The 534-nt window shown below is 44.2% G+C and carries 2 pseudogenes; both read right to left on the bottom strand.

From position 1 onward, the window contains the following. Nucleotides 1–107: pseudogene (locus R7P74_RS30010) on the bottom strand (TerB family tellurite resistance protein); the annotation flags it as partial. A 79-nt stretch (nucleotides 108–186) separates the two neighbouring features. Further along, nucleotides 187–534, bottom strand: a pseudogene (locus tag R7P74_RS28905) (alkaline phosphatase family protein); the annotation flags it as partial.

Raw genomic sequence — 534 nt, forward strand, 5'->3', positions numbered from 1 at the left:
AGACATGCGATCGCCATGTTTGGCGACAGTGCATTGGTTTTGCTCAAATCCGAGCCGGCGATAAGTTGTTTGAACAACGAAGTAAGAGAATTAAACATAGTAAGCACCAAGCTGTTTTCTTTTAAGATGGTAATAGATACGGTAAATCTCAAGGTGTCGTATCAAATTTAGCACCGACCTGACAGGTTATTTTCCTTTATCTTCTGCGCGAGTTGGAGGGATGTTAATCTCCTCCCCGTCGCTAGTCAGAATGCCGATGTGACTCGGTTTTCCTTCATCGTCCAAGCGTAACTCTCCGATAGCACTGTGATTAACCAAGCGATAAAAATTGTGAGTGCTTGGCGCGCGTTTGTAGATCTTCAAGCGTTTACGTTTCGTAAACCAGTTGAGAGGTGAACGCGGACTGTAAAGCATTCTGTCTAGGCCATCGCAGATCGTGAGTAGTTGCGTAGGGAACTGGTTTTTAATGCCGCTACAGGTGATTTGATAAATATTCGGGCTGTTTTTTCGATAACGCAATTTGATGTCATAGGC

This window comes from Vibrio sp. 2033, from assembly GCF_033339735.1.